This is a genomic window from Brachybacterium fresconis (assembly GCF_017876515.1).
In the GTDB taxonomy this organism is placed as follows: Bacteria; Actinomycetota; Actinomycetes; order Actinomycetales; family Dermabacteraceae; genus Brachybacterium; species Brachybacterium fresconis.
In genome coordinates this window covers 1,822,788-1,849,445 of the sequence record NZ_JAGIOC010000001.1, presented here as the reverse complement: position 1 = coordinate 1,849,445, position 26,658 = coordinate 1,822,788, and the positions used below count along the sequence as shown (strand labels likewise).

Sequence of the window (26,658 nt, the reverse complement as noted above, 5' to 3'; positions counted from 1 at the left end):
GGATATCGATCCCGGGGCCGATGTGCGCCGCAGGGGAGGCGGGGGATTCTGGGCCCCATGAACAGCACACCTCTGACCTCGTCCTCCCCCTCGGTCCTCGCGACGGGTCCCGCCGCTGCCGGCGGGCCGCCCACCGTGCACCCCGCCCCGGTGCTCTCGGCCCGACGCCTGGCGATGACCTACGGCGAGCAGGGCACCGCGACCCACGCGCTGGACGGCGTGGACCTCGACATCGCCCGCGCCGACTCCCTGGCCGTGATGGGCCCGTCCGGCTGCGGCAAGACCACGCTGCTGCACATCCTCGCCGGTATCCTGCGCCCCACCTCCGGCACCGTGCAGCACGACGGCGCGGACCTCGCCAGCCTCGGCGACCGCGCCCGCACCCGTCTGCGCCGCAACGACTTCGGCTTCGTCTTCCAGGACGGTCAGCTGCTGCCCGAGCTCACAGCGCTGGAGAACGTGATCCTGCCGCGCATGCTCGCCGGCATCTCCCGGCGCACCGCGACCGCAGAGGGTCGCGGATGGTTGGACCGGCTCGGACTGCAGGGCATGCACGACCGTCGGCCCACCCAGCTCTCCGGCGGCCAGGCCCAGCGGGTCGCCATCGCCCGCGCCCTCGCCGGGCGCCCCTCGGTGGTCTTCGCCGACGAGCCCACGGGCGCGCTCGATCAGGGCACCGGCCAGACCATGCTGCAGATCCTCGTGGACACGTGCCGCGAGTCCGGCGCCAGCCTGGTCATGGTCACCCACGACCCGCAGGTCGCCGCGGTCTGCCGACGCACCGTCGCCATGCGCGACGGGCGCATCGCCCAGGAGTTCGTCCGCCCCGCCGCGCAGCCGGGCCAGGGCCCGTCGGCCGCGGAGCAGCCGGTCCAGGATCCGGCGGTGACCCGATGAGCGCGCTGCTGGCCTCCGCCCCGCTGCTGCTGCGCCGACGCGGCGCCCTCGCCGACATCCTGCCGGTGGTCGCCTTCGCCGCAGCCACCGCGATCACCGCGACCGTCGTCGGCGGCGCCGCGGCGTTCGTCGGCCGCCTGCCCTCCGGTGACACCCTGCCTCGCACGGGGGAGGAGTCGATCATGGGCTTCCTGGTCATGTGTGCGATCATCGCCTCCGTGCTGCTGGTGCCCAGCGCCGTCGGCCTGGGCGGATCCGCCGCCCGGCTCTCCCTCGCCCGACGGGAGAAGGACCTGGCCACGATGCGTCTGGTCGGCGGCACCAGCGGCCAAGTAGGTTCTGTCGCGGTGCTCGACGTCGCCGCCCAGGCGCTGCTCGGCGCTGTGCTCGGGCTCGGCGTGCACCTCGCCGTCAGCCCCGCACTGACCCGCCTCGACTTCGGGATCACCCCGTTCACCACGGCCGATCTGCTGATGCCCTGGTGGGCCTATCCGATCCTGGTGATCGCCCTCGTCGTGATCGCCGTCGGCTCGGCGGCCGTCTCCCTGACCGGTGTGGTGCTCAGCCCGCTCGGGGTCGCCCGCGACTCCCGCGTGGTGCGCATGTCCGTGATCCGCCTGCTCCTCTGGGCCGGACTGATCATCGGATTCCTCGTCTTCATGCAGGTCGGTGGGATGATCCTGGGCCAGGTGGCCGACGGGATGCTCACCGTCGCGATCATGATCCTGTTCGTCGCAGCCATCGTCGCGAGCATCAACGTCGTCGGCCCGTTCATCGTGTGGGTCACGGCGCTCGCGCTCGCCAAGTCCGCGCCCACCCCCTCGCTGATGGTGGGGGCGCGCCGCCTGGCCGGCGACCCGCGGGCCGGCTGGCGCGCCGTCTCCGGCATTACCTTCGCCCTGGTCATCGCCGGGTTCCTCACGATGATCGCGACTCTGGGGGAGAGCAGCAATCCGGAGGAGGCGATGATGTTCACCGCCATGACCACCGGTGGGCTGCTCACCCTGGGGATCGCTGCGGTGCTCGCCGCGGTCAGCACCGGTGTCTCCCAGACCGCTCGGGTGATCGACCAGGCGCCGCGCCTGCGCGCCCAGCACATCGCCGGGGCCGAGGTGGGGCAGCTGCACCGGGCGAGGATCGCGGAGATCGCGATCCCGGTGGGGCTGAGCTCGGTGATCGCCACCGGGACGGCGCTGCTGGTGGTCACCTCGTTCCTCGGCGGCGCCCCGAGCGACCCGCTGATGGCCGTGCAGTACCTGGCGTGCGTGCTCGGTGCCTACGCGCTGGTGATCGCCGCGGTGCTGGTGGGCTCGCCCCTGGTGAAGCGGTATGCCGTGCGGGCGGTCTGACGCAGATCTGCCCAGCACGCCGCGAGCGGCCGGTCCCTTCCCGGACCGGCCGCTCGCTGGTCGTGGGGTGCAGACACTCGGCGGTGCGGAGAGCGGCTGTTCGCCGTGCGGCAGCGTGCGCTCGCCCCGGGCTGCCGCGGGGCCATGTCGCCCCGGGGTACCCCGGGCTGCCGCGGGGGCCATCTCGCCCCGGGGTGCCCCGGGGTGCCGTGGGGACCATCTCGCCCGTCGTGCCGCGGGTCCCACCTCGCCCATGGTGCCGCGGCGGCCACTAGGCTGGGCGGCATGGATTTCGAGACCGTCGCCCCCACCGCCGTCCCCGAGGGTGCGCATCTGATCGATGTGCGTGAGCAGTCCGAGTGGGACGCGGGCCATGCCCCGTCCGCGCAGCACCTCCCGGCGAGCTCGCTGATGGAGAAGCTCGAGGAGCTCCCCGAGACCGACGACGACCTCTACATCGTCTGCCGCACCGGCGGGCGCAGCTTCCAGGTCGCCCAGTGGCTGACCGCCAACGGCTTCGACGCCATCAACGTCGGCGGCGGCATGGACCAGTGGTTCGAGTCCGGGCTCCCGATCGAGTCCGACGGCGAGGGCGACGCCTACATCCTCTGAGCCCGGGGAACGTGGTCGGTGCCGGGCCGAACCAGCGCCTGCTCCGGTGCCAGCGCTGCTCGCCCGCCAGCGCTGCTCGCCCGCCAGCGCTTGCTCGTCCGCCGGCGCCTGCTCAGGTGCTGATGACGCTCTTCAGCAGCGCGTAGCCGACGAAGGCGAACACGTCGAGCAGGGTGTGCGCGATGACCAGCGGCATCGTGCGCCGCGTGCGCCGGTACCACTCGCCGAACACGATCCCCATCGCGAGATTCGCCAGCCCCGGCCCCATCCCCTGATACGTGTGGTATGCCCCGCGCAGCACGGCGGAGACGAGGATGATCCGCCGCCCCGACCAGCCCAGGCGCTCGAGCCGCTGGTACAGGTAGCCGACGACGATGACCTCTTCGAGCACTGCGTTCTTGACCGCTTGCAGCACCAGCACCGGCAGCGTCCACCAGTGCGTGTTCAGCGCCGCGGGGTCACCTCGACGGTCGCTCCGAGCGCCCGGCCGAGGTAATAGATCGCCAGTCCCGGCACCCCGACCCCGGCGGTGATCGTCACGCCCCAGGCGAGATCTCGCACCGGTCGGCCGAGGTCCAGTCCCAGATCGGCCAGCGCCTGCTTCAGCGAGCCCGCGGTCAGGGTGAGCAGCATGATCACGAGGGCGACGGGCACCAGGGTGAAGGCGATCGAGAGCAGCTGGTAGAACAGGTCCAGCCACGCATTCTCGCGGATCGAGGAGTTCAGCGACGTGGATTGCGAGGACAGGGGACCGGTCGCCAGGGCCTGGACCAGGGCGATCAGCGAGTACACGGCGCTCTGCCCCAGCGAGAGGGCGAGGATGAGGAGGACCTCGACCCGCACCCAGGTTCGGCTCGGCGTGATGGTCTGCACCTCGCCATGATCCCACCTGGCAGCATCTCCGCCTCCCGGTGGTCGAGTTCTGCGGTGTTGGTGCCAAGGCCGCGTGTGGGAACGAATACGCAGATGTCGGCAGGGTGGGGGAGGGTCAGCGCCGGGTCTTGACGGACTCGGCGTCGTGAAAGACTCGGGCCATGACCACCCCAGCACCTGAGCAGCACCCCGCCGGCGCGTCCGGCGCCACCAGGACGCCCGGTGCCGGCAGCTCCACCACCACGCCCGGTGCCGGCAGCGCAACCAGCACGTCCGGCGCCTCGTCCACATCCCGCCCCGCCGTCCTGATCACCGGGGCGAACCGCGGGATCGGCCGTGCCGTGGCCGACGAGCTTGCCGCCGACCACCACCTGATCCTGGGCGGACGTGACGAGGCCGCTCTGGCAGAGCTCGCCGCCCGATACCCGTCGGCCGAACCTTTCGCCGCCGACCTCGCCGATCGCACGGCCACTGCCGCCGCCGTGGAACGCCTGGAGCTGCCCGACGGGCTCGCCGGGCTCGTGCACTCCGCGGGGATCCTGGTCAATGGCACCGTCGCCGAGTCGGATCCGGCGGAGTGGACGGAGTCCTTCGACCTCAACGTGGTCGCGGTCATGGAGCTGACCCAGCTGCTGCTGCCTGCGCTGCGTGCCGCCCGCGGCACGGTCGTGATGATCAACTCCGGCTCCGGGTACAACGCGGTGCCGACCCGTGGCGCCTACAGCGCCGCGAAGTTCGCCCTGCGCGCCCTGGCCGACTCGCTGCGCCTGGAGGAGCGCGAGCACGGAGTACGGGTCAGCTCGATCCACCCCGGACGCGTCGCCACGGACATGCAGCGCCAGCTGCGGTCCTTCGAGGGCGGCGAGTACCAGGAGGAGAACTACATGCAGCCCGCGACGGTCGCAGCCACCGTCGGCCTGGCGCTGCGGCTGCCGGCCGATGCCAGCATCGACTCGATCTCGGTACGACCGCGCTGACCTGCGCCCCGGCTGACGCGCCGCACGGACGACCCGCACCCCGGCTGACGCAGGGCACGGGCGGCCTGCGTCCCCGCTGACCTCTCAGCGGTTCATCCGACCGGGCCCGGAGACCGTCGGGTCCCCGGCGATCCGGTAGCGCCAGGGGAACAGCTCGGGGTGCGAGGCTTCCTCGCGCAGCCCGATCCGCGGCCCGACGGCCAGGCGCGGGTGCGGCATCAGCGGAGCCTCGCCCGCTCGCTCGCCGTCGGCGAGGTCCCGCGCATCGAGCCGGCCGGACAGGTGCATCCCGCTGTCCGGGTCGCACAGGTCCAGGCCGTCGTCGTCGAAGGTGATCCCGCAGGCTACGGTCGCCCGCCCGGGGCCCCGGGCCAGGTCCCGGTCGCTGCGGCACACCCCGGAGGCACGGCGCCGTGCATACGCCAGCTCCTGACCGCCGACGATCTCACCGGCCCGGACCAGGCACCCGGTGCCCGTGCCCTCGGCGTCGGCGACGATGTTCATGCACGAGTGCAGTCCCATGTGCCGGTAGACGTACAGGTGCCCGGGTTCGCCGAACATGGTGGCGTTGCGGGCGGTGCGACCCCGGTAGGCGTGCGAGCCGGGGTCCTGCGCCCCGACGTACGCCTCGACCTCGGTGATCCGCAGTGCCACACCGCGGCCGACGAGCACGCAGCCCAGCAGCAGAGGGGCCAGCTCGAGCACGTCGCGGTCTCCGAAGCTGCGCGGCAGGGCAGCGGCGGCGAACGGATCCGGATCCGGGAGCGGCCCGGCGGAGGACTGCGGCCCGGCGGAGGACTGTGGGCCGGTGGAGAGCCGGGGGCCCGGGGCCGACGAGCCCGGGGCGAGCGGGTCGGTGCTCACTTCATGAGCCGCTTGACGGCGCCCATGATCTCGTCCATCTTGCGGTCCAGCTCTTCGGTGTCCCCGGAGTGGGCGGCATCGTGGACGCAGTGATGGATGTGGTCGTCGACCAGTCCCAGCGCCACCGACTCCAGTGCCTTGGTGACCGCGGAGATCTGCGTGAGCACATCGATGCAGTAGGTGTCCTCCTCCACCATGCGGTGCACCCCGCGCACCTGACCCTCGATGAGCTTCAGACGGCGCAGGTACGGCGACTTCTGGCCCAGATAGCCGGGGTCGCCATGGGTGCCGTGGTCCCCGGGATGCGCGCTCGGCACCGCGGCCTCGGAACTGTCGGCCCCGCCCGCGGCACCGTCGGCCCCGCCGGCGGAGCCGCCCGCTGCGCCCGCAGCCGGGTCGGTCGCGTCGCCCTCAGGGACCTTCTCGTCCTCGGTCATCACGGCTGTCCTCCGTCGTCGTCGAGGTGGCCGACCAGAGCGGCGGCGTACCCGGTGTAGGTGTGCGGCGTCAGCGCCAGCAGCCGGTCGCGCTCGGCCTCCGGCAGGCCCAGGGAGCCGACGAACTCCCGCATGCCCTCACCGGTGACGCGGTGGCCGCGGGTGAGCTCCTTGAGCCGCTCGTAGGGGTTGTCCATCCCGGTGGCGCCCTGCACGCCGAGGGTGCGCATCACGGACTGCACCGCTTCGCCGAGCACCTCCCAGTTGCCCTCGAGGTCCGCGGCCATCGCGTCGGCGTCCACGTCCAGGCCGGCCAGGCCGCGGCGCAGGTTCGAGATCGCCAGCAGCGAGTGCCCCAGCGCCGGTCCGACGTTGCGCTGGGTGGTGGAGTCGGTCAGATCCCGCTGCAGGCGCGAGGTGACCAGGGTCTGGGACAGCGAGTCCAGCAGCGCTGCGGAGATCTCGAGATTCGCCTCGGCGTTCTCGAAGCGGATGGGGTTGACCTTGTGCGGCATCGTCGAGGAGCCGGTGCCGCCCTGGGCGGACAGCCGTTGGCGGAAGTAGCCCAGCGAGATGTAGGTCCAGACGTCGGTGGCCAGGTTGTGCAGGATCCGGCCGGCGCGGGCGATGTCCGCGTAGATCTCGGCCTGCCAGTCGTGGGATTCGATCTGGGTGGTCAGCGGGTTCCAGGTCAGCCCCAGATGCTCGACGAAGCTGCGGGAGACCTCCTCCCAGTCGGCCGACGGGACGGCGACCGCGTGGGCGGCGTAGGTGCCGGTGGCGCCGTTGATCTTGCCGAGGACCTCGTCGGAGGCGATCCGGCGCGCCTGACGGCCCAGGCGGTGGGCGAACACCGCGATCTCCTTGCCCAGCGTGGTGGGGGTGGCGGGCTGGCCGTGGGTGCGCGAGAGCATCGGCACCTCGGCGGTGTCCTTCGCGAGGGCGGTGAGGTCGCCGATGACGTCGTCCAGGGCGGGCAGCCACACCTCGTGCACAGCGCCCTTGATCATCAGGGCGTAGGAGAGGTTGTTGACGTCCTCGCTGGTGCAGTAGATGTGCACCACCTCGGCCAGCGGTTCGAGGCTGGTGCCGGCCAGGCGGCGCTTGATGTAGTACTCGATCGCCTTGACGTCGTGCACGGTCTCCCGCTCGATCTCCGCGTGCTCGGCGATGCCCTCGGCCCCGAAGTCCTCGGGGATGGCGCGCAGCAGGACGCGCTCATCCTCGGTGAGCGTGCGCAGGCCGGGGATCACGCCGGTGTCGAGCAGGTGGATCATCCACTCGGTCTCCACCACCAGTCGCGAGCGGTTCAGCGCGGCCTCGGAGAGGTGGTCGACCAGGGGAGCGGCCTGCGCCCGGTAGCGGCCGTCGAGAGGGGTCAGGGCGATCGGCGGCGTGATGTCCGCGAAGGAATGAGCCATGGCGGCATTCTCCCAGAACCCCGGCCCGACGCGACGGGGTCGCTCAGCGTCGGGTCCGGCGGCGCTCGGCGCCGGCCTCGGCGACGGTCGGCACCGGGCCACGGGTCATCCGGCCGGGCCGTCCGTCACGCCGCCCGGCCGGTTCCCGGAGCGGGTCAGTCGCGCACCTCGCGCCGACGGTCCTCGCGATCATCGCCCAGTCCGGTCACGGCCTCCACGATCGCGGAGAGGATGCCGATGATGATGCCGGCCAGCAGCGCCCACCAGAAGGTGTCGAAGTCCAGGGTGAGGCCGAGCAGCCCCGAGACCCAGCTGGTCAGCAGCAGCATCAGGGTGTTGATGACCAGCTGGAACAGCCCGAGCGTGACGCAGGTGATCGGGAGGGTGAGGAACGACAGGATCGGCTTGATGATCGTGTTGATCAGCGCGAGGATCAGCGCGATCGCGGCGATCGTGAGCACCTGGGTGAGCGCGGTCGCGCTGTCGTCGCCCAGATGCATGCCGGGCAGGATCAGGGCCGTCACCCACAGCGCGAGGCCGGTGACGATGATGTGTCCGAGGAATCGCATGGCGCCATTGTCCCCGTCCCGGCCCGGCGATGCACGGGGGATGTCCTCACGGTCACCCCGCTGCGCTGTCGATGTCAGCCCTTCCGTGGGCGGGGCGCGGACATCGCCGGGGCCGCCGCGCCCTACTGTGGAGGCATGCCTGCGCAGACCACCCACGACCAGCTTCCCGGACCCGCCGAGAAGGTCCGGATCCGCCCCGCGCTCGAGGCGCTGCCCGCCTATGTCCCCGGAAAGCCCGCCGCCGACGACGGCACCCGGCGCTTCAAGGCCTCCTCGAACGAGTCGCCCTTCCCTCCGGTCGACGCCGTGCGCGACGCCGCGGTCACCGCCCTGGCCGGCAGCAACCGCTACCCGGACATGGCCGCCCTCGACCTGCGCGAGGCACTCGGCGCCCAGCACGGCGTGGACCCCTCCCAGATCGCGGTGTCCACCGGCTCGGTCGCCGTCAGCGGCGACCTGGTGCGGGCCGTGGTCGGTGAGGGCGACGAGGTCGTCTATGCCTGGCGCTCCTTCGAGGCCTACCCGATCCTGGTCGGCTCCCACGGCGGCGTCTCGGTGCAGGTGCCGCTCACGGACACCTTCGAGCACGACCTCGAGGCGATGGCCGCCGCGATCACCGAGCGCACCCGCCTGATCGTCCTGTGCACCCCGAACAACCCCACCGGGCCGTCGCTGTCCACCGAGCAGATCGAGGAGTTCCTCGACCGCGTCCCCGAGGACGTGGTGGTCGCGATCGACGAGGCCTACCGCGAGTTCCACGATCCGGCCACCGTTGTGGGCACCGCCGGGATCTTCCGACGCCACGGCAACGTGGTGCTGCTGCGCACCTTCTCCAAGCTGCAGGGGCTGGCCGGCCTGCGCATCGGCTACGCCGTCGCCCACCCGCGGCTCGCCCGGGCGCTGAGCCAGGTCACCGTGCCCTTCGGCTCGAGCCTTCCCGCGCAGGTCGCGGCGTTGGCGAGCCTGCGCGGCGAGGTGCAGGAGGAGCTCGCCGAGCGGGCGGAGTGGATCCGGGACGAGCGCTCCCGGGTCACCGCTGCGCTCGCCGAGCAGGGATGGCAGCTGCCGGTCTCCCAGGGCAACTTCGTGTTCTTCCCGGTGGGGGAGGGGTCCGGGGCCTTCGCCGCCTTCGCGGACGAGCGCGGCCTCGTGCTGCGGGCCTACGGCAACGACGGGGTGCGCGCCACCATCGCCGAGCAGCAGGCCAACGACCTGCTCATCGAGATCGCGGGAGCGTGGCGGCGGCGCTGAGGACCACGACGGTCCTGGCGGCCAGGTCGTGCGGGCCCCGCCCGCGGCCGCGCAGGCCCATCACGGCGAAGGTCCCGACCAGCCCATAGGTGAGGGCCGAGACCGTCACGGTCCCCGGACGCATCGTCTCGAAGTCCCCGTAGACGGCACCGATCGTGGTGAGGTGGCCGAGCTGCCAGGGCACGAAGATCTTCACCGTGTTGCGGATCAGCCCCTGGCCGACCGTGATCGGCGCGCCGTGCGCAGCCTGCTCGCCCGCGACGGCACCGGGCGCGGCCCCATCCTGCGCGTCGCTCGCGCCCGCGAGGACCTGCTCCCGGAAGGCGGTCACCTCCAGGCCACTGCGGCGCTTGCCCCAGGTCGCCCGGCACGGCCCGGACTCGGCGCGCGCCGCCAGCACGGTGGCGATCGCGGGCGGGATGGCGCTGACCGCGGTGACGGAGGAGCGACGGGGCCCCAGATTGGTCAGCGCATTCACCACCAGCCCGAACGGGACCATCGCCGCAGCGATCCCCAGGTACCCGGTGCAGTCCAGCAGGTACCCGGTCGCCCGACGTCGCGCGAGAGGGTGCATGAGTCCATCGAAGCACCTCAGGTCGTGGGGAGCATCCGCTTTTCGTCGGGGGCGGCGGCGCGGGAGCGCCGACGGGTCGGGAGATCGGGGATGGCCGCCTGGCTGTCGACGACGGGCCTGGCAAGGCGTGGACACCGCTCGGCCCTGCCGTGATCGACCTGTAACCTGGTCCGCAGCAGAACGAGGCCGACCTGTGGGCCTTCTCGCGACCGGTGCGGACAGGTCCCGGGCGAGAGGAGAGGACCACGATGCAGGCGCGCAGCAATGCCCCGACGACAGGGGCGGGAGCCACTCCCTCCCGGCTCGGCGGCCCTCGCGCCTATCTCGTCTGGATCGCCGCCGTCCTCGCCTACTCGGTGGCCGTCCTGCAGCGCACCACGATGGGGGTGGCCGGCCTCGAGGCCACCGAGCGCTTCCAGGCCTCCGCCACCATCGTCTCCACGTTCGTGGTGCTGCAGCTGCTGGTCTACGCCCTGGCCCAGGTCCCGGCCGGGCTGCTGCTGGACCGCTACGGCTCCCGCGTGACGATCACCGCCGGGGCCCTGCTGATGGCCGCCGGCCAGCTGCTGATCGCCGGCAGCGACACCGTCGCGCTCGCCGTCGTCGCCCGCATCATCGTCGGCGCCGGGGACGCCCTGACCTTCTCCAGCGCCATCCGTCTGGTGCCCGCCTGGTTCTCCGGCTCCCGGGTTCCGATCGTCACCCAGCTCACCGCGATCCTCGGTCAGGTCGGCCAGATCGCCTCCGCGGTGCCGTTCGTGGCCGTGCTGACGCTGTCCGGCTGGTCCACGGCCTTCGGCGCGGCGGCCGGGGTCAGCGGTGCCGCGGCCCTGCTCGCCGTGCTGGTGATCCGGGCGACCCCGCCCGGGACCCCGCGCCCCCGCACGAAGCAGGACCTGCGGCGGATCCCGCTGCTCGTCGGGCGCATCATCCGCCACCCCGCCACCCAGCTGGGCTTCTTCACGCACCTCAGCTCCGGCTTTCCCGGCATCGTGTTCTCGATGATGTGGGGGTACCCGTATCTCACCGCGGGGGAGGGGCTCAGCCGGCCCGCCGCCTCGGCGGTGATGACGGTGCTGGTGGCCGTCGGCATCATCAGCGGCCCGGTCATCGGGGCGCTGACCCAGCGCCACCCTTTGCGCCGCTCCACCCTGGTGCTGCTGGTGATCGTCGCCATCCTGGTGCCGCTGGTGGCCGTGCTGCTGTGGCCCGGCCCGGCTCCGATCTGGCTGCTGCTGGTCCTGGTCGCCGGGCTGTCGATCGGCGGGCCCGGCTCCAACATCGGCTTCGACTTCCCCCGCACGGACCTCGCCCGCCATCGCCTGGGCACCGCCACCGGCGTCGTGCTGATGGGTGGGTTCCTCGCCGCCCTGGTCTCGATCCTGCTGATCGGCATGCTCCTGGACCTGCAGCGGCCCGACGGGAACTACGACCTGGCCTCGTTCCGTGTGGCCTTCGCCGTGCAGATCCCGATCCTGCTGCTGGGCATCGCGGGCATGCTGATCAGCCGACGGCGGCTGCGCCGCCGCATGGCCGCCGGCGGACGCGTCGTCCCGCCCTGGCGCGAGGTGTTCCGCGGCGGGCGCTGGCGCCGGATCTGATCGCGGCGCCCGTTCCGGCGGCGGCGCCGGGGCTTGCCGTGACCTGTGCGCGTGTCGTAGCGTTCCTCCCAACACTTAGTTTCAAGGAGGAAATATGTCGTTCACGCTGGGCATCGTCGGGATCGGGCAGTTCGGTTCGCATTTCGCGGAGCTGTTCGCCGCCCACCCCGAGATCGAGGCGCTCTACGCGGTCGACGCCGTCCCGGAGCGGATCGACGCGGTCGAGAACCGCGAGGGGAGCCGAGTGCGCTTCGCGCGGCGCTTCGACACCTACGAGGATCTGCTCGCCTCCGATGTCGACGCGGTCGCGATCTTCACCCAGCGCTGGACGCATGGCGAGCACGCCCTGGCGGCCCTGCGCGCCGGCAAGCACGTCTACTCCGCGGTGCCGATGGCGATCGAGGAGGACGAGATCCGCGCGATCACCGAGGAGGTCCGGCGCACGGGCCTGGTCTACATGATGGGCGAGACCAGCCAGTACAACGCCGCCGTGGTGCTGGCCCGCCGCATCCACCGCTCCGGCGCGTTCGGTGAGGTGTTCTACGCCGAGGGCGACTACGTCCACGACATGGATCTGGGCTTCTACGACGCCTACAAGTACTCCGGCGGCGAGCAGTGGAAGTCCACCGCCTCCTATCCGCCGCTGCTGTACCCCACCCACTCCATCGGCGGCATCCTCGGGGTGCTCGGGGAGCGGCACGCGGTCTCCGTCTCGGCGCTGGGCCGGCCGGACACCCGCGGCGACGGGGTCTTCGACAAGGACGTCTCGATGTTCGACAACGACGTCTCCAACGCCTTCGCGCTGTTCGAGATGGACAACGGCGGTGCCTTCCGCACCAACGAGCTGCGCCGTGTGGGCTACCCCAGCCACAAGCGCGAGTCCCGCTTCCGCTTCTTCGGCGAGGCCTCATCCTTCGAGGAGACCGTCGACGTCACCTACTGGCACGACAAGCGGCGCGTGCTCGAGGTGACCGACCTGATCGCCACCGGCTCGACCATGAGCCTGGATGATCCTCGCCTGGCGGACGTCTCTCCGGACCTGCGTGACGCCTTCGTCGCCGGCGCCGCACCCGCCCACCATCAGGCCCGGCTGCCGAAGGAGTTCCAGGGCCTTCCCAACGGGCACGAGGGCGCCCACCACTTCCTGGTCGACGACTTCGCCCGCGCCGTGGTCGACGGGGTCCAGCCCGTGGTCAACGCCTGGCAGGCCGCCCGCTACACACTGCCCGGGGTGATCGCGCACCAGTCGATGAATCAGCGTGGCGAGCGCCTGGCCGTCCCGGACCTCGGTGACTGCCCGCTGGACGTCCAGGATCTCGATGCCGAGCAGGAGGCGCTGGATCTGGATGCGCTGTACGACCAGCAGGAGGCACGCCGGGGCGCCGTCGCCGAGTGACGGACCGGCCCCGGCCGAGGACGCCGAGGGATCGCCCGCCCCGGCCGGCGGCCCCGCCACTGCGGCTCCTGGCCGGCCACCCCGTCCTCACCCGGGATCGATATGCTCGATCCTCCCGTCCCTCCACCGCCGCGCCCGCGCGGCGTGGGGACGGGACATCCCGCGGCGTCGTCGCCGCGGACCCCCTGGCAGGAGAGCAGATGACGCCCAGCTCGACGAGCATCGACCCCGTGACCTGGGACGCCGACGCGCTCGGCGTGCTCATGGCGCCGTTCACCGGCACCGAGCTGCCGGCGTGGCTCACGGAGGTGCTCGAGGCGGGCCTGGCCTCGGTGATCCTCTTCGGCCACAACACCCCGGACCCGTCCACGGCGGCGCAGCTGGCCCGCGCCGTCCACGTCTGCGCCGAGGACTGCGTGGTCGCGATCGACGAGGAGGGCGGAGACGTCACCCGTCTCCAGGCGGCGACCGGCTCGTCCCTGCCCACGGCCTGGGCCCTGGGGGAGGTCGACGACCCCGAGCTGACCCGCCGCGCCGGCCACGCCCTGGGCGCCGTCCTGGCCGCCTGCGACATCGACCTCGACCTGGCCCCGGTGCTGGACGTCTCCACCGACCCGGCCAACCCCGTCATCGGCACCCGCGCGTTCAGCGACGACCCCGACCGCGTCGCCGCCCACGCCCGCTCGTTCGCCACCGGGCTGATCGAGGCCGGGCTCGGCACCTGCGCCAAGCACTTCCCGGGCCACGGCGCGACCGCCACCGACTCCCACACCTCGCTGCCCCGCATCGCCCTCGACCGCACGGAGTTCGAGCGCGACCACCTCGCCCCCTGGCGGATCCTGCCCTGGCTGGACGCCGCCATGACCGCCCACGTGCTGGTCCCCGCCCTCGGCGAGGGTCCGGCCTCGATCTCCCCCTGGGCCCGGCCCCTGCTGGAGAAGACCATCGGCGGCACCTTCCACGGCCTGCTGATCACCGACGCCCTGGAGATGCGGGCCGTGGCCGCCGACCCCGGCTTCCCTGAGGCGGTGGTGCGGGCGATCGAGTCCGGAGCCGATCTGCTGTGCCTGGGCACCTCGATGGGCCGCGACGACCAGCAGATGCTGCACGAGGCCCACGACGCCCTGGTCGGCGCCGTCGCCTCGGGCCGGCTGCGCCGCGAGGACCTCCACGACCGCGCCGAGAGAACCCGCGAGCACTGCCGCCGTCTGCGCACCAGGCGCCGCTTCGTCCCCGCCCCCGATCTGCAGGACGCCGTGGAGCACGCCGAGCAGCTCGGGGCCGACGCCGCAGCCCGGGCCGTCCGCACTCGCGGCGCCCGGCTCGACCTGGCGCCGGTGACCGTGCTGGACCTGCGCAGCCGGGCGGACCACGCCTCCGGGGCGCGCCCCCAGCAGCTGGTGACGGCCCTGCGTGAGCGGGGGCTGCAGGCCGATGTCCCGGACTACCCCGGCCGGATCCCCGCCACCGGGCAGGTCCTCGCGGTCACCCGCCTGCCGCGCAGCGACCGGGAGGAGGGTGCCCGGCTGGCCACTCTCCTGGAGCGTCGGCCGGACGCCGTCGTCGTCCACGTCGGCGTGCCGGACGCAGCTCCCGAGCATCGCCACCTGGTGCTCGCCCACGGCGCGGGACGCCCCCTGATGCGGGCGGCCGCGGACGCGATGCTCGGCGAGGCGCGCTGATGCGCGTGCTCGGGATGATGTCCGGCACCAGCCTGGACGGCATCGACGTGGTCCTGGCGGAGTTCTCCCGCGACGCGGCCGAACCCGGCACCGCCCGGGCGCACCTGCTGCACGTGGGCGAGCAGCCCTGGGCCGATGCGCCGCGAGACGCACTGCGCGCCGCCCTGCCGCCCGCCGCTGCGGACGCGGGGACCTGGAGCCGATTGCACGCCGCGGTGGGCGACGCCTTCGCCGAGGTCGCCGCCCGGGTGCTCGCCGAGCACGGCGGCGCCGACCTGGTGGCGACCCACGGCCAGACCGTCTACCACGACGTCCGCGACGGTCGCGTCCTCAGCACCCTGCAGATCGGGGATCCCTCCCGGATCGTCCGCGCCACCGGCGTTCCCGTGCTCAGCGACCTGCGCAGCGCCGATGTCGCCGCGGGTGGGCAGGGAGCGCCCCTGGCACCGCTGCTGGACCAGCTGCTGCTCGGCGCCGATCCCCGCGAGCGCACCGCCGTGCTGAACATCGGCGGGATCTCCAACGTGAGCCTCGTCGGCGGCGCAGAGCCCCCGGGCCGGCACCCCGTCGGCGGGACCTCCGCGGGCGAGATGACCGCGGCGGACGTGGTCGCGGGGGACGTCGGCCCCGGCAATGCCCTGCTCGACGCCGCCGTGCACGCCGCGACCGGGGACAGCGCCGACCACGACGCGGCCCGCGCCCGCACCGGCACCGTCGACCCCGAGGCGCTGAGGACCCTGCTGAGCGACCCCTTCTACGCCCGGCCGCTGCCGCGCTCGACCGGCCGCGAGCACTTCGACGGCGCCTACGTGCGCCGCCTGCTCGGGGACGAGGTCGTCGCCGCCCTGAGCCTGCCCGACCTGCTGGCGACCCTCACCGAGCTGACCGCCGTGACCATCGCCCGGGCGATCCGGGAGCTGGGCGCCACCCGCGTGGTCGGCTCCGGCGGGGGAGTGCGCAACCCCTTGCTGCGCGAGCGCCTGGCCGCGCACCTGGATCCCGTGCCGCTGCTGGATGCGGACGCGCTCGGCATCCCGGCCGACGGGAAGGAGGCGCTGCTGATCGCCCTGCTCGGCTATCTCGGCGCCCACGGACTGCCCGGCACCCTGGCCCGCGCCGACGGCACCGCCCATACCGGCGCGACCACCCCCGTGGTGCTCGGGTCCCTGACCCCGCCCCACGGTCTGCGGGCGCTGCGAACCCCGTCGGCCGACGCCCTCCCGCTCACCCGTCTCGAGCTCGCAACTCCGCAGTGACCTGGGAATCTTTCTTCCTTACGGCACCGTAGGTTACGCTCCTCGTCGTGAGCGTATTCCGATCCACGATCCCTGACGTCGCGGCCGAGGAGCCGATGATCCAGCTCCTCGCGGCCGACGGCACCCGGACCCCGCATGCGGAGCTGGACGAGGTTCTCGCCGGCCGCGGAGGCGAGGACGACCTCGCCTCCCCCCAGCGCCTGCGCGGGTACTACCGCGACATGGTGATGATCCGGGCGGCGGACCTCGAGGCCACCAGCCTGCAGCGCCAGGGCCAGCTGGGCCTGTGGGCCAGCGCGCTGGGGCAGGAGGCCGCCCAGATCGGTGCCGGCCACGCCTCCCGCGAGCAGGACTACCTGGTGCCGACCTACCGCGAGCACGGGATCGCCTGGGCCCGCGGCATCGAGCCGTGGCGCCTGCTGGAGTCCTACCGCGGGGTCAGCCACGGCGGCTGGGACCCCAACGAGCTGCGCACCCACCCGTACATGATCGTGCTCGGCTCCCAGGCGCCCCATGCGGTCGGATATGCCATGGGGCTGCAGCGCGACGGCGTCGTCGGCACGGGCGATCCCGAGACCGATACCGCGGTCCTCGCCCTGTTCGGCGACGGCGCCTCCAGCGAGGGGGAGGTCTCGGAGTCGTTCACCTTCGCCGCCTCCTTCGACGCCCCCGTCGTCTTCTTCACCCAGAACAACCAATGGGCGATCTCCGTGCCCACCTCGGTCCAGTCCCGGGTGCCGCTCGCCCAGCGCTCCCGCGGCTGGGGCATCCCCTCGGTGCGGGTCGACGGCAATGACGTGCTCGCGATCCTCGCCGCCGTCCGCGAGGCGCTCGATGCCGCCCGCGCGGGGGAGGGCCCGCGCTTCATCGAGGCCGTCACCTACCGCATGGCCGCCCACACCACCAGCGACGACACCTCCCGCTACCGCCCCTCCTCCGAGGAGGAGGAATGGGCCGAGAAGGATCCGATCCTGCGCCTGCGCCGCCACCTCGAGCAGCTCGAGGAGATCGACGAGGCGTTCATCGCCCGCTGCGACGAGGAGGCCCACGACCTCGCCATGGCCCTGCACCACCACATCCACGGCATGGAGGACCCGGACCCGGTGGGCATGTTCACCCATGCCTACGCCGAGCCCCACCCGATCGTCGAGGCCGAGCGCGAGCAGTACCTGGACTACATCGCCCAGTTCGAGGACGAGGGCGACGATGTCGGGCGGGACGACGCCGCCGAGCAGAAGGGGGAGCTCGCATGAGCAGCACCAACCTCCCGATCGCGAAGGCGATCACCGCCGGGCTGCGCGATGCGCTGCGCGCGGACGACAAGGTCCTGCTGATGGGCGAGGACATCGGTGTGCTCGGAGGCGTCTTCCGCGTCACCGACGGCCTGCACGCCGAGTTCGGCTCCCAGCGCGTGGTCGACACCCCGCTGGCCGAGGCCGGGATCGTCGGCACCTCCGTGGGCCTGGCCGTGCGCGGCTACCGGCCCGTGGTCGAGATCCAGTTCGACGGGTTCGTGTACCCGGCGTTCAACCAGATCACCACCCAGGTCGCGAAGATGCACAACCGCACGAACGGCACCGTGCACATGCCGATCGTGATCCGCATCCCGCACGGCGGCGGCATCGGCGCGATCGAGCATCACTCCGAGAGCCCGGAGGCGCTGTTCGCGCACACCGCCGGTCTGCGGATCCTCGCCCCCTCGAACGCGCAGGACGCGTACTGGATGACCCGCCAGGCCATCGAGTGCGAGGACCCCGTGATCATGCTCGAGCCCAAGAAGCGGTACTGGGTCAAGGGTGACGTGGACCCCGACCAGCGCCCGGAGCTGTCCCCGTGGCAGGCGGAGGTCGTGCGCCCCGGCACCGACGCGACCCTGCTGGCCTGGGGCCCGAGCATGCCGCTGGCGCTCGAGAGCGCGGAGGCCGCCGCCGAGGACGGCATCGAGCTGGAGGTCATCGACGCCCGCTCGCTGGCCCCCGTCGACTACCCGACGATCGCCGCCTCGGTGCGCCGCACCGGCCGCCTGCTGATCACGCACGAGGCACCGGTCCTGGGCGGGCTCGGCGCCGAGATCGCCGCCCGCCTGACCGAGGAGTGCTTCTACCACCTGGAGGCCCCCGTGATCCGCGTGGGCGGCTACCACCTGCCCTACCCGCCGGCGCGCATGGAGCACGCCTACCTCCCCGACCTCGACCGGGTGCTGGACGGCGTGGACCGTCTGCTCGAGCACTGACGGCCCCGTGCCGGACGGCCGCGCCCCTGCGTGAAAGGATCGACTCATGAACGAGCAGCCAGACGAGACCGCGACTCCCTCTCCCTCAGCGGTCGTCACGATCGCGCTCACCGATCCCGGTGAGGGGCTGACCGAGGCCGAGATCATCGACATCAAGGTCGCCGTGGGCGACACCATCGCCATCAACGCCCCCGTGGTCGAGGTGGAGACCGCCAAGAGCGCCGTCGAGCTGCCCAGCCACGTCGGCGGCACCGTTGTCGCGATCCTGGTGGCCGTCGGCGACGAGGTGCCCGTGGGCACGCCCCTGCTCGAGGTCGACACCGCCGGCGGCCCGGCACCCAGCGGCGACTCCGCCCCCGCGGCTGCGGCCGACGACGCGCAGACCGCCGCCGAGGTCGCTCCGCAGGGCGCGTCGGCCGACGCGGGAGCCCCCGCCCCGCAGGACGCCCCGGCCCAGCCAGCCGCTCCCGCCGCTCCCGCCGCCGCCACCGATGAGGAGCCCAAGAACCTCGTCGGCTACGGCGCGAAGGCGGCCCCGCAGCGCCGCCGGCGGCGGAAGATCGCCCAGGACGACGGCCCCCAGGTGCCGATCGGCCGCATCCTCGCCAAGCCCCCGGTGCGCAAGCTCGCCCGGGACCTCGGGGTCGCGCTCGCCGACGTGTTCGCCACCGGCCCCGACGGCACAGTCACCCGCGACGACGTCCTCGCCGCCCAGCAGCGCTCGATGTCCGGCGATGCCTCCTACCACCCGGAGGCGGTCGCCGACGGGCACTATTTCCCCGAGGAGTCCCCCCAGGCCCCGGAGGGCCTCGGAGGCGCCATGAAGACCACCCGCGACCAGCCCTTCGCCCGGGTAGCCAGCGACGAGCGCACCACCCGGGTGGCGATCCGCTCGGTGCGCAAGCGCACCGCGGAGGCCATGGTGGCCTCGGCCTTCACCGCCCCGCACGTGACGGTCTTCAACGAGATCGACATGACCCGGGTGGTGCAGATCGTCGCGGACCTCAAGGCCTCCCGCGAATGGGCAGACGTGAAGATCAGCCCCCTGGTGGTGATCGCGAAGGCGCTGCTGGTGGCGATCCGCCGCAACCCCGAGGTCAACGCCTCCTGGGACGAGCAGAACCAGGAGATCGTCTACAAGCACTTCGTGAACCTGGGCATCGCCGCGGCCACCCCGCGCGGGCTCATCGTCCCCAACCTCAAGGACGCGCACCTCATGACGCTGCGCGAGCTCGCCGAGGGGATCGACGACCTCGCCCGTACCGCGCGCGCAGGGCGGACCTCCCTGTCCGACACCCGGGAGGGGACGATCACCATCACCAACTTCGGGGTGTTCGGGATCGACTCCGGAACCCCGATCCTCAACCCGGGCGAATCCGTGATCGTCGGCGTCGGCGCCATCAAGGAGAAGCCCTGGGTGGTCGACGGCCAGCTCGTTCCGCGCCAGGTCGCGCAGCTCGCGCTGAGCTTCGACCACCGCCTGATCGACGGGGCGCTCGGCGCCGAGCTGCTGCGCGACGTCTCCGCCGTGCTCGAGGATCCCGCGCTGGGTCTGGTCTGGGGCTGAGCGGCGTCCCGGGCCGGCCGGAGCGTCGGCGCCCGCGCAGGACGCGGCGGCATCGGCAGGATCAAGTCTCCGCGGCTGCGAGCGGCGGGCCTCGCCGCACGGGTCGCGGCGATGCGGGGTTGCGCACGTCGGCCGAAGCCTGGGACCGTCCCGGCACGCTCGTCGGTACCCTGATCCGGTGACCCCGAGCCCGACCCCACCACCGCACGCGCGGCGCGACGACCCGCGGATGCAGACGGTCGAGATGGCCGCGCTGCGGCTCGAGGACGTCACCGACGGCGACACCCTCGGCTCGGGGCCCGTGCAGGCCCGCCTGACCCCGCGCCGGGTCGCCCTGCTGGTCGCCGTCGGCGGCGCGATCGGGTCGCTGCTGCGCTTCGTGCTCGCGGTGCTCGCCCCCACCGTCTCCACCCCCACCCTGGTCGAGCTGCCCTGGTCGACCCTGTGGGCGAACGTGCTGGGCTGTCTGGCCCTGGGCGTGCTCACGGGCGCGCTCGAGGTGCGGCCCGGGCGGCCCTGGATGCAGCCCCTGCTCGGCACCGGTCTGTGCGGCGGGTTCACCTCCGCGTCCATGGTGGTGCTGGAGGGTGCGGCGATGATCGGCGCCGACTTCCCGACCCAGGCCTTCACCTATGCGCTGCTGACCGTCTTCGTCTGCCTCGGCGCCGTGGTCGGCGGCATCTTCGGCGGGCGGCGGCTCGCTCATCGCGCGGCCGCGCGGAGCGATCACGCCGGACGCGGGAGCTCCCGCACAGCACGGGACGGCGCCCCCGCGACGCAGATCGACTCCGGCGTGGTGCCGAGCGCGCCCGACGTCGTACCCGGAGCGGACGACGTCGTGCCGGGTGAGACGCACGCCGAACGGTCCACGGACGGCGTCGCATCGGACGCGCCTCGCCCCGAGCAGGGTGCGGACGACGTCGAGCCGGACACGTCCCGCTCCGGGCAGAGCGCACCCCGGAGCCCGGAGGAGGAGTCATGAGCGTGGGGACCTTCCTGCTGGGCGCGATCCTGGTCTCGATCGGCGGCGCCGGCGGCTCCGTGCTGCGCTGGTGGCTGCGCGAGGCCGGGATGCGCCGAGCGGCCCGCCGCAGCAGCGACGGTGACCTCCGCGCCAAGCCCTGGCTGACCTTCCTCGCCAACGCTCTGGCCTGCTTCGTGCTCGGGATCGTGGTGGCCCGCCTCGGGTCCGCCGTCTCCGGCGTCGGCGAGCTCGGTTTCCTGCTGCTGGCCGTGGGCTTCTGCGGCGGCCTGTCCACGCTGTCCACCGCCGCGCTCGACATCGTCGAACTGCTCAGGCGCGGCAGCTTCGCGCTCGGCGTCGCCTACTTCCTGCTGACCGTCGGCACCGGGATGTCGCTGCTGTGGCTGGGGCTGGTGATCGCCTCGTGATCACGACCACGACCGCGCCGCGCCGTCCCGCCCCGGCCCTCTTCGCCATCCTGCTCGGCGCGCTCGCCGTGCTCGCCCTGATCTCCGTCCTGGCGGCCGCCGCGGCCGGCGGGGACAACCTCGTGCTGCGCAACGCCGGTCCGGTGGCGCGCCATGGAGGCCCGATCGCCGCGATGATCGCCGACCTCGCCGCGGCGCTGACCCTGGGAGGGTCCGTCGTCGCCGGGTGGCTGCTGCACCAGGAGGCCGACCGGGCCCGGGCGATGACCCTGGTCGCCATCGCGGCGGGCGTCACCACCCTGGCCCGGGGTGCATCCCTCGCCTTCTCCTACGCCCTGGCCACCGGCCAGCCCCTCATCTCGGCCCGCTTCGGCTCCGACCTCAACGTGTACCTGGCCACCGACCTCGGCGCCTGGTATCTGACCGCGCTGGTGATCGCCGCGGCGGCCACCACGATCGCGGTCGTCGGCACCACCCCCGCCATCGCCCGCGCGGTGGCCGTCGCCGCGGGCCTGGTCGCCTTCTGCAGCGCGATGACGGGACATGCGGGCGGCGGCCAGGACCACGAGGTCGCGACCTCCACGATGCTCGTGCACCTGCTGGCCGTGGGGATCTGGCTGGGCGGCCTCGGCCTCCTGCAGGCCCTGCCGCGCACTGCCCGTGACGATGCGCGGGTGGTGCGCGGCTACTCCCACCTGGCGCTGATCTGCTGGGTCGCCCTCGCCCTGAGCGGGGTGTGGGCGCTGGCGGTGCGCATGAACTCGGTGGGGGAGATTCTCACCAGCGCCTACGTCCAGCTCGGCGTGGCCAAGGCCGTGCTGCTGCTCGCGCTGGGAGCGCTGGGAGTGCTGCAGCGCCGCCAGATCGCGACCGGGTTCGGCGCCGACGACCCCGGCCGCCAGGCCGCCAGCACCTATCGCCGCCTGGCGATCCTCGAACTGGCCCTGATGGGACTGGCCGTGGCGATCGCCGCCGCCATGAGCTCCTCCCCGCCCCCGGCCGAGGCCGGCACCCCGCCGCCGGGCCCCGCAGGTGTCCTGACCGGATACCCGCTGCCGCCCGCCCCGGACCTGGCCACCGTGCTCACCGCCTGGCGGCCCGCCCCCTTCGGGATGCTGCTGGCCTGCGTCATGGTGCTGGTGTGGTGGCGCCCGCGCAGCCCGCAGCGGGACCGCGGCGCGAGCCGGCGCCTGGTGCTCTCCGGCATCGTGCTCGTGCTGCTGACCAGCGGACCGCTGAACGTGTACTCGAAGGTGCTGGTCTCCGCGCATCTGCTGCAGCACGTGCTGCTGATGGCGGTCGCGGGGGTGCTGCTGGGCAGCGTTATCACCATCCCCTCCCTGGCGCGGCGCACGCTGGGGCGTCGATGGTGGCTCGCGGCCCTGATCGCCGCAGCGCCCGTGGCCCTGCTCGGGGCCGTGTACGCAGGACCCTTCCTGCGCCCCGCGCTCGACGGGCATGCCGCGCATCTGGCGCTTCAGATGCTGGCGCTGACCGGCGGTGTGCTGGTCGCGCTCGCGGTGCGCGCCACGGGCGGCGACGCAGCGCGGATCCTGGTGGCCGCGGCACCGGTCGCGCTGGGACTGGCCGGGGGGATCGTGCTGGTCAGCACCGACCTGCTGATCGCCGCGAGCTGGTTCGGAGCGACCGGGCGGACGTGGTTCGCCGACGCCCTGGCGGATCAGCAGCGCGGCGGGATCGCCGTGCTCGTGGTGGTCGCGGCGACCGCCCTGGCGGTCGGCCCCGCGCTGCGGCCGCGACGCACGCCGAACCCCCGGGGCGGTCGCCCTTGCGATCGGAGCACGGAGGCGGCCGGGCAGGCGCGCTGACGCGCGAGGTGCCGGTTCAGCCGGTCAGCCGATCAATCGATCACCCGGTCAGCCGATCAATCGATCAGTCGAACAGTTCGCGCACCGAGCGCAGACGCGCGAGCAGGGTGTCGCGATCCACCGAGGGCACGAGGTCCTCGCCGGCGCCATCGGTCCCGCCGCGGTCGCCCGGGGTGCTGCGAGCGGTGACCCGGTTCGTCCCGAGCACTCCGCCCAGGCGACCCAGCGCCCCGCCGCCGGCGGGAGCGGCGGCCGTCGGCACGGCGCTCTCGGAGCCGGCGCGCAGGCGCTGGAACTGCCGCAGCGCAGGGGAGTCCCCGCCCCGGGCGGCGGCCATCATGTAGGCGGCCAGATCGGCCTGCTCCACGAGCACCGGCAGCACGCCGCCGGCGACCCGCTGCTGACCCAGCACCGCGAAATCGTCGCGGCCGCGCGGGAAGGCCCCGAGGAACAGGTCGGGCTCGCCGCTCGCGGTGCGCGGGACGATCTCCTCGCTCAGGTGATCGGCGCCGACCTCGTAGCCGGTGGCCAGGACGATCAGATCCGGGGCATAGCGGATGTGCCCGGCGTGGGACTCGGGGCCGAGGTGGGTGAGGGTGCCGTCGGCGTCGATCCCGGTGACCTCGCCGGCGGGCGTGATCCGGCCCTCGCGCACGCGATCCAGCACCTCGTCGGAGATGATCACGGAGTCCTCGAGCAGCGGGGCGGCCGGACGCGGCAGGCCGGCGTCGGCGGGGTGGCCGACGCTGCGGGTGACGACGGCCTCGGCGATCTTGGCGTTCAGTCCGCCGAGCATGGAGGGCTCGCGGGAGGCGGCGACGTCCCCGGGGACGCGGCCGATCCGTCGCGGCACCACCCAGTGCCCGGTCCGCATCGACCAGCGCACCTCGAGGGCGCGGCGGGCGGCGTCGACCGAGATGTCGGCGGCGGACTGCCCGGAGCCGACGACGAGCACGCGCTGGCCCTCGAGCCCGTCCGGGCCCTCCCACTGGGAGGAGTGGATGACCCGCACGGACTTCGGGACGTCCGCGGCCCAGTCGGGACGGTGCGGGCGCTGGGAGATGCCGTGCGCGGAGATCACCGCGCGGTAGATCATGATCTCGCCGGTGGACAGCTCGACCTGCCACACGCCCTCGCCGAAGGGGCGGGCGGAGCGCACGGCGACGCCGGGGCGGAAATCGTCGGTCAGCTGGTGGCGCGCCGCATAGGCGCGCAGGTACTTGGCCATGTGGCCGGGGCTGAGGAACTCGGGGAAGGACACCGGCTGCAGCATGTCCTCGTACTGCGTGAACTCCCGCGAGGAGATCATCTCCAGCGCGGGCCACACGGGGGTGTCCTCGCGCTCCTCGTTCCAGATGCCGCCGACGTGCTTGGCCCGGTCGACCAGGTCGAAGGGGACCTCCAGGGCCTTCAGGGCCGCAGCGGCTGCGAGGCCGGCGGGCCCGGCGCCGATGATCAGCACCTTGTCGCGGGTGGAGATCTGGTCGTGGAGGTCGGGCATCGAGCAGAACCTTCCGGGTCGGACGGCGCGCGGCGGCCGGAGAGATCCCCGGACGCCCGGCTCAGCGGCGGGCTGACGCTGGCCATCCTAGTCTGCACGGCTCCGGCCCCGGACGCACTCCGGGCCCCGTCATCCGGAGCGGGCGGTCACCGGGTGGTCAGGGGACGGTCAGCGGGCGGCGCACGAGCTGCCCACGAACGGACCTCGAGCGGCTCACGAGCGACCCACGAACGGACCGCGACGGTCATCCCCGGTTCTCGCCGGCCTTCTCCCGAGCCAGCAGCAGGGCACCGGGAAGACCGGAGGAGGCCGTGGTGAAGGAGCGCCCGTCGGCCTCGAGGCCGGTGGTGATCTCGTCGTGGATCGGCCCGGGGGTGGCCAGCACCGAACCGGCCAGCACCACGGGCAGGCCCCCCTCCGGATCCAGCGCCCGCACGGTGTCCATGACGTGCCGCACGGCGGTGTCGAGGATCTCGCGGGCGGCCGGGTCCTCGGGGACCGTGCCGGGCAGGCGGGCGAACCGTCCGAGAGCGGCCGGCGCTCCGGCCGGGAGGTGCTCGTCCAGGGCGCGGATCAGATCCTGGCGCGGGTCGCCGGTGGGGGAGGGCGGCAGCAGTCCGTCGCGCAGATCGAGATCCAGCATGTCGGCGACCTGCTCGGTCAGGTGGGTCCGTCGGCCGCGCCCGTCGAGGTCCGCCGCGACCGCCTGGAGGGTGCGCCGTCCCAGCCACACCGCCGAGCCGATGTCGCCGAGCAGCCAGCCCATCCCGTCGCGGCGAGCGACCGCCTCACGCTGCTGGAAGCGGACGGCCACCGCGCCGGTGCCGGCCAGCACCAGCAGCCCGTCATCGCCCACGCCTCCTGCGAGGAAGGCGGTGTGCAGATCATCGGTGACCAGCAGACGGTCCTCGGGGATGCCGAGACGCGCGAGCCGCTCGCCGACGGCGGCGGCCACCTCGTGCGCCCGAGCCGGACCGGCGCCCGAGATGCCGAGCGAGACCGCGGCGACCTCGATCCCGTCGCCGAGCTCGTGGCGGCCGTCCTCCAGGACCGCGGCCACGGTGTCGGCCAGATGGTCCAGGGCGGCGGAGCCCGAGGAGCGCAGGTTCGCGCCCGGCCCCTCGGCCTCGGCCCTCACCCCTCCTCCCAGCGGAGCGAGGACCAGCCGCGAGCGGGTGCCGCCGATGTCCCCGGCGATCACGACGCGGGTCGGGTCGGAGGCGTCGGCGTCCATGATGGTCCTCACTGTGGCGATTCCCCGGATCAGGGCTTCATCGTAGGGCGAGGACGGTCCGGGCGAGCCTCGCTACGCTGGGTGCGGCCCCCGGCCCCGATCCCAGGAGACCCCGTGACCGACCCCGATGACGTGACCGCACTGGTGGACCTCGCCTCTCCGACCGAGGAGCGCAACCCGGCCAGCGCCGAGCTCGATGCGCTCGATGCCCGCGGCATGGTGGACGTGATCCTCTCCGAGGACGCGACCGTCGCCGCCGCCGTGCAGGCACAGGCCGGGCCGCTGGCCGAGCTGATCGAGGTGTGCGTCGCCGCGATCTCCGGCGGGCATACGGTCCACTACGTCGGCGCCGGCACCTCGGGACGGCTGGCCGTGCTCGACGCGGTCGAGCTCGCCCCCACCTTCAACGCGGACGAGTCCATGGTCACCGCGCACCTGGCCGGCGGTCCGGGCGCCTTCCTCACCGCTGTCGAGGGGGCGGAGGACGACTCGGACGCCGGAGCCGATCTGGTCGCCCGCAGCTGCGGGTCGGGGGACGTCGTCATCGGCCTCGCCGCCAGCGGCCGCACACCCTTCGTGCGCGGCGCCCTGGCCGAGGCCCGGGAACGGGGCCTGCCGACCGCGCTGATCTCCGCGAACCCGCAGGCGCAGCTCGCCTCCGCCGTGGACATCCCGATCCTGCTGGACGTCGGCCCCGAGGTGGTCACCGGCTCGACCCGGATGAAGGCCGGCACCGCCCAGAAGCTCACCCTGAACGCCCTGTCCACCGCCACGATGGTGCGCCTGGGGACCACCTTCGGGAATCTCATGATCGACGTGCGCCCCACCAATGCCAAACTCGTCGGCCGCACCGTGCGGATGCTGGTGCAGGCCACCGGTCAGAGCGCGGAGCGGGCCGCGGAGGTGCTCGAGGCGGCCGATGGCAGCGTCCGGCCCGCCCTGGTCGCTCTGCTCGCCGAGGTCGACGTGGCTGCCGCCGAGGCCGCGCTCGCCGAGCATCCCCGGGATGCCCAGCGGGTCGGGGACCCCGCCGGGATCCGCACGGCCGTCGCCGCCCTGCGAGAAGGGGCCGACGGGCCGGCCGAGGCGTGACCACCCCGCTGGTGGCCCCGTGCCGCGCGCTCCGCAGGCGCCGCGACGGGG

23 protein-coding genes and 1 pseudogene are annotated in these 26,658 nt (G+C 73.3%); 16 read left to right on the top strand and 8 right to left on the bottom strand.

Annotated features, from left to right (window positions below; translation table 11 throughout):
• Positions 1-57 precede the first annotated feature (57 nt).
• From JOF44_RS08530 to JOF44_RS08520, 3 genes are all read left to right on the top strand, one after another.
• Positions 58-897, top strand: coding sequence for an ABC transporter ATP-binding protein (locus JOF44_RS08530; protein WP_209889730.1), 840 nt, complete (start codon positions 58-60; stop codon positions 895-897).
• Positions 894-2,246 (top strand): FtsX-like permease family protein, encoded by a 1,353-nt coding sequence (locus JOF44_RS08525; RefSeq protein WP_209889727.1) that lies wholly within the window; start codon positions 894-896, stop codon positions 2,244-2,246. The genes JOF44_RS08530 and JOF44_RS08525 overlap by 4 nt, the downstream gene beginning before the upstream one ends.
• Positions 2,247-2,531: 285 nt before the next feature.
• Complete coding sequence (locus JOF44_RS08520) at positions 2,532-2,858, top strand: rhodanese-like domain-containing protein (protein WP_209889724.1); 327 nt, start codon at positions 2,532-2,534, stop codon at positions 2,856-2,858.
• 112 nt (positions 2,859-2,970) lie between these two features.
• Here JOF44_RS08520 and JOF44_RS20675 read toward each other — a convergent pair.
• Positions 2,971-3,731: pseudogene (locus tag JOF44_RS20675) on the bottom strand (CPBP family intramembrane glutamic endopeptidase).
• A gap of 161 nt (positions 3,732-3,892) precedes the next feature.
• Here JOF44_RS20675 and JOF44_RS08505 point away from each other — a divergent pair.
• Positions 3,893-4,708, top strand: coding sequence for an SDR family oxidoreductase (locus JOF44_RS08505; RefSeq protein ID WP_209889721.1), 816 nt, complete (start codon positions 3,893-3,895; stop codon positions 4,706-4,708).
• Positions 4,709-4,792: 84 nt separating this feature from the next.
• Here the strand turns inward: JOF44_RS08505 and JOF44_RS08500 are convergent, their stop codons facing one another.
• The 4 genes from JOF44_RS08500 to JOF44_RS08485 all read right to left on the bottom strand — a co-directional run bounded on the left by JOF44_RS08500 (position 4,793) and on the right by JOF44_RS08485 (position 7,999).
• Positions 4,793-5,572 (bottom strand): DNA-3-methyladenine glycosylase, encoded by a 780-nt coding sequence (locus JOF44_RS08500; RefSeq protein ID WP_342591715.1) that lies wholly within the window; start codon positions 5,570-5,572, stop codon positions 4,793-4,795.
• Positions 5,569-6,009, bottom strand: coding sequence for a metal-sensitive transcriptional regulator (locus JOF44_RS21125; protein WP_342591714.1), 441 nt, complete (start codon positions 6,007-6,009; stop codon positions 5,569-5,571). Before JOF44_RS21125 ends, JOF44_RS08500 begins: the two co-directional genes overlap by 4 nt.
• Positions 6,009-7,430: an adenylosuccinate lyase gene (gene purB / locus JOF44_RS08490; RefSeq protein ID WP_209889718.1), complete on the bottom strand. Its 1,422-nt coding sequence runs from the start codon at positions 7,428-7,430 to the stop codon at positions 6,009-6,011. The genes JOF44_RS21125 and purB overlap by 1 nt, the downstream gene beginning before the upstream one ends.
• Positions 7,431-7,585: 155 nt before the next feature.
• Positions 7,586-7,999: a phage holin family protein gene (locus JOF44_RS08485; protein ID WP_209889715.1), complete on the bottom strand. Its 414-nt coding sequence runs from the start codon at positions 7,997-7,999 to the stop codon at positions 7,586-7,588.
• A gap of 135 nt (positions 8,000-8,134) precedes the next feature.
• Here JOF44_RS08485 and JOF44_RS08480 point away from each other — a divergent pair, with 135 nt between their 5' ends.
• Positions 8,135-9,250 carry a histidinol-phosphate transaminase gene (locus JOF44_RS08480; protein WP_209889712.1) on the top strand — a complete coding sequence of 372 codons (1,116 nt, stop codon included), beginning with the start codon at positions 8,135-8,137 and terminating at the stop codon, positions 9,248-9,250.
• Here JOF44_RS08480 and JOF44_RS08475 read toward each other — a convergent pair.
• A complete protein-coding gene (locus JOF44_RS08475; RefSeq protein WP_209889709.1) occupies positions 9,216-9,824 on the bottom strand; it encodes a hypothetical protein in 609 nt (202 codons plus the stop codon). The genes JOF44_RS08480 and JOF44_RS08475 overlap by 35 nt on opposite strands.
• A 248-nt stretch (positions 9,825-10,072) precedes the next feature.
• Between JOF44_RS08475 and JOF44_RS08470 the strand changes: the two genes are divergently transcribed.
• The 10 genes from JOF44_RS08470 to JOF44_RS08425 all read left to right on the top strand — a co-directional run bounded on the left by JOF44_RS08470 (position 10,073) and on the right by JOF44_RS08425 (position 22,780).
• Positions 10,073-11,425, top strand: a complete 1,353-nt coding sequence (locus JOF44_RS08470) for an MFS transporter (RefSeq protein ID WP_209889707.1) — start codon at positions 10,073-10,075, stop codon at positions 11,423-11,425.
• 94 nt (positions 11,426-11,519) lie between these two features.
• Positions 11,520-12,821, top strand: a complete 1,302-nt coding sequence (locus tag JOF44_RS08465; protein WP_209889704.1) for a Gfo/Idh/MocA family protein — start codon at positions 11,520-11,522, stop codon at positions 12,819-12,821.
• 200 nt (positions 12,822-13,021) lie between these two features.
• Positions 13,022-14,503 carry a glycoside hydrolase family 3 N-terminal domain-containing protein gene (locus JOF44_RS08460; protein WP_209889701.1) on the top strand — a complete coding sequence of 494 codons (1,482 nt, stop codon included), beginning with the start codon at positions 13,022-13,024 and terminating at the stop codon, positions 14,501-14,503.
• A complete protein-coding gene (locus JOF44_RS08455; protein WP_209889698.1) occupies positions 14,503-15,759 on the top strand; it encodes an anhydro-N-acetylmuramic acid kinase in 1,257 nt (418 codons plus the stop codon). The genes JOF44_RS08460 and JOF44_RS08455 overlap by 1 nt, the downstream gene beginning before the upstream one ends.
• Before the next feature lie 95 nt (positions 15,760-15,854).
• A complete protein-coding gene (locus JOF44_RS08450; protein ID WP_209895820.1) occupies positions 15,855-17,012 on the top strand; it encodes a thiamine pyrophosphate-dependent dehydrogenase E1 component subunit alpha in 1,158 nt (385 codons plus the stop codon).
• Positions 17,009-17,992, top strand: a complete 984-nt coding sequence (locus JOF44_RS08445) for an alpha-ketoacid dehydrogenase subunit beta (protein ID WP_209889696.1) — start codon at positions 17,009-17,011, stop codon at positions 17,990-17,992. Before JOF44_RS08450 ends, JOF44_RS08445 begins: the two co-directional genes overlap by 4 nt.
• Positions 17,993-18,038: 46 nt before the next feature.
• Positions 18,039-19,559, top strand: a complete 1,521-nt coding sequence (locus tag JOF44_RS08440; RefSeq protein ID WP_209889693.1) for a dihydrolipoamide acetyltransferase family protein — start codon at positions 18,039-18,041, stop codon at positions 19,557-19,559.
• A 178-nt stretch (positions 19,560-19,737) separates the two neighbouring features.
• On the top strand, positions 19,738-20,541 hold the full coding sequence (locus tag JOF44_RS08435; RefSeq protein WP_342591713.1) for a fluoride efflux transporter FluC: 804 nt from the start codon (positions 19,738-19,740) through the stop codon (positions 20,539-20,541).
• Positions 20,538-20,951: a fluoride efflux transporter FluC gene (locus JOF44_RS08430; protein ID WP_209889690.1), complete on the top strand. Its 414-nt coding sequence runs from the start codon at positions 20,538-20,540 to the stop codon at positions 20,949-20,951. Before JOF44_RS08435 ends, JOF44_RS08430 begins: the two co-directional genes overlap by 4 nt.
• Positions 20,948-22,780, top strand: a complete 1,833-nt coding sequence (locus JOF44_RS08425) for a CopD family protein (protein ID WP_342591712.1) — start codon at positions 20,948-20,950, stop codon at positions 22,778-22,780. The genes JOF44_RS08430 and JOF44_RS08425 overlap by 4 nt, the downstream gene beginning before the upstream one ends.
• Before the next feature lie 64 nt (positions 22,781-22,844).
• Here the strand turns inward: JOF44_RS08425 and JOF44_RS08420 are convergent, their stop codons facing one another.
• Positions 22,845-24,281 carry a flavin-containing monooxygenase gene (locus tag JOF44_RS08420; protein ID WP_209889688.1) on the bottom strand — a complete coding sequence of 479 codons (1,437 nt, stop codon included), beginning with the start codon at positions 24,279-24,281 and terminating at the stop codon, positions 22,845-22,847.
• A gap of 244 nt (positions 24,282-24,525) precedes the next feature.
• Positions 24,526-25,515, bottom strand: coding sequence for an N-acetylglucosamine kinase (locus tag JOF44_RS08415; RefSeq protein WP_209889685.1), 990 nt, complete (start codon positions 25,513-25,515; stop codon positions 24,526-24,528).
• 114 nt (positions 25,516-25,629) lie between these two features.
• On the opposite strand from JOF44_RS08415, the gene JOF44_RS08410 reads away from it, so the two are divergent.
• Entirely contained in the window at positions 25,630-26,607 is a 978-nt protein-coding gene (locus JOF44_RS08410; RefSeq protein ID WP_342591711.1) for an N-acetylmuramic acid 6-phosphate etherase, read from the top strand.
• Positions 26,608-26,658: the final 51 nt, after the last annotated feature.

Excerpts from the sequence above, each read along its gene's own strand:
- JOF44_RS08455 (WP_209889698.1), top strand. The coding sequence starts at position 14,503 with ATGCGCGTGCTCGGGATGATGTCCGGCACCAGCCTGGACGGCATCGAC.
- JOF44_RS08530 (WP_209889730.1), top strand. The coding sequence starts at position 58 with ATGAACAGCACACCTCTGACCTCGTCCTCCCCCTCGGTCCTCGCGACG.
- JOF44_RS08430 (WP_209889690.1), top strand. The coding sequence starts at position 20,538 with ATGAGCGTGGGGACCTTCCTGCTGGGCGCGATCCTGGTCTCGATCGGC.
- JOF44_RS08480 (WP_209889712.1), top strand. The coding sequence starts at position 8,135 with ATGCCTGCGCAGACCACCCACGACCAGCTTCCCGGACCCGCCGAGAAG.
- JOF44_RS08485 (WP_209889715.1), bottom strand. The coding sequence starts at position 7,999 with ATGCGATTCCTCGGACACATCATCGTCACCGGCCTCGCGCTGTGGGTG.
- JOF44_RS08450 (WP_209895820.1), top strand. The coding sequence starts at position 15,855 with ATGATCCAGCTCCTCGCGGCCGACGGCACCCGGACCCCGCATGCGGAG.
- JOF44_RS08475 (WP_209889709.1), bottom strand. The coding sequence starts at position 9,824 with ATGCACCCTCTCGCGCGACGTCGGGCGACCGGGTACCTGCTGGACTGC.
- JOF44_RS21125 (WP_342591714.1), bottom strand. The coding sequence starts at position 6,009 with ATGACCGAGGACGAGAAGGTCCCTGAGGGCGACGCGACCGACCCGGCT.
- JOF44_RS08415 (WP_209889685.1), bottom strand. The coding sequence starts at position 25,515 with ATGGACGCCGACGCCTCCGACCCGACCCGCGTCGTGATCGCCGGGGAC.
- JOF44_RS08470 (WP_209889707.1), top strand. The coding sequence starts at position 10,073 with ATGCAGGCGCGCAGCAATGCCCCGACGACAGGGGCGGGAGCCACTCCC.
- JOF44_RS08465 (WP_209889704.1), top strand. The coding sequence starts at position 11,520 with ATGTCGTTCACGCTGGGCATCGTCGGGATCGGGCAGTTCGGTTCGCAT.
- purB (WP_209889718.1), bottom strand. The coding sequence starts at position 7,430 with ATGGCTCATTCCTTCGCGGACATCACGCCGCCGATCGCCCTGACCCCT.
- JOF44_RS08460 (WP_209889701.1), top strand. The coding sequence starts at position 13,022 with ATGACGCCCAGCTCGACGAGCATCGACCCCGTGACCTGGGACGCCGAC.
- JOF44_RS08520 (WP_209889724.1), top strand. The coding sequence starts at position 2,532 with ATGGATTTCGAGACCGTCGCCCCCACCGCCGTCCCCGAGGGTGCGCAT.
- JOF44_RS08525 (WP_209889727.1), top strand. The coding sequence starts at position 894 with ATGAGCGCGCTGCTGGCCTCCGCCCCGCTGCTGCTGCGCCGACGCGGC.
- JOF44_RS08440 (WP_209889693.1), top strand. The coding sequence starts at position 18,039 with ATGAACGAGCAGCCAGACGAGACCGCGACTCCCTCTCCCTCAGCGGTC.
- JOF44_RS08505 (WP_209889721.1), top strand. The coding sequence starts at position 3,893 with ATGACCACCCCAGCACCTGAGCAGCACCCCGCCGGCGCGTCCGGCGCC.
- JOF44_RS08445 (WP_209889696.1), top strand. The coding sequence starts at position 17,009 with ATGAGCAGCACCAACCTCCCGATCGCGAAGGCGATCACCGCCGGGCTG.
- JOF44_RS08420 (WP_209889688.1), bottom strand. The coding sequence starts at position 24,281 with ATGCCCGACCTCCACGACCAGATCTCCACCCGCGACAAGGTGCTGATC.